The 326-nt window shown below is 56.7% G+C and carries 1 protein-coding gene; it reads right to left on the bottom strand.

All coding sequences use genetic code 11. From position 1 onward, the window contains the following. Window positions 1-187 (bottom strand): hypothetical protein (locus ACP2WS_RS11345; RefSeq protein ID WP_426460861.1); only part of this gene is annotated, 187 nt, incomplete at its 3' end. Between the last annotated feature and the right edge of the window lie 139 nt (window positions 188-326).

The raw sequence follows: 326 nt of genomic DNA, 5'->3' as shown, positions 1-326 counted from the left end.
TGGTGGCATATGCGGCATAGCGCGGATCGTTCACAAAGTGAAAGTACTGCAGCCAGGTGAAAAGTCCGGGTTGGCGATTGTCAAAACCAAACCAGATGAAGAGCAGCTTGCCGGAAATCCAGCACCCACCCAGCAGAAAGAAAAGCAGTGCGGCAGCCAGCGTGGCTGCCTTGATCGAAGTTTTCATGGCGTGTCTTGGAAAACTCAGAAAGTGAGAGGACCATGTGCCTCACGGCTTTGCACTTGCTCTTGCGCGCGAACTCCCTGCACCGCCTGTCCCAGCGCCAGGCTCTCGGCTACGGGTGTCTGCACGGCCACTGCCACAT

The organism is Brachymonas moutaii (nom. illeg.), from assembly GCF_049977365.1.
Classification (GTDB): Bacteria; Pseudomonadota; Gammaproteobacteria; order Burkholderiales; family Burkholderiaceae_C; genus Brachymonas.
Note: the sequence above shows the minus strand (reverse complement) of the source record. Positions and strands in the feature narration are given on the sequence as shown.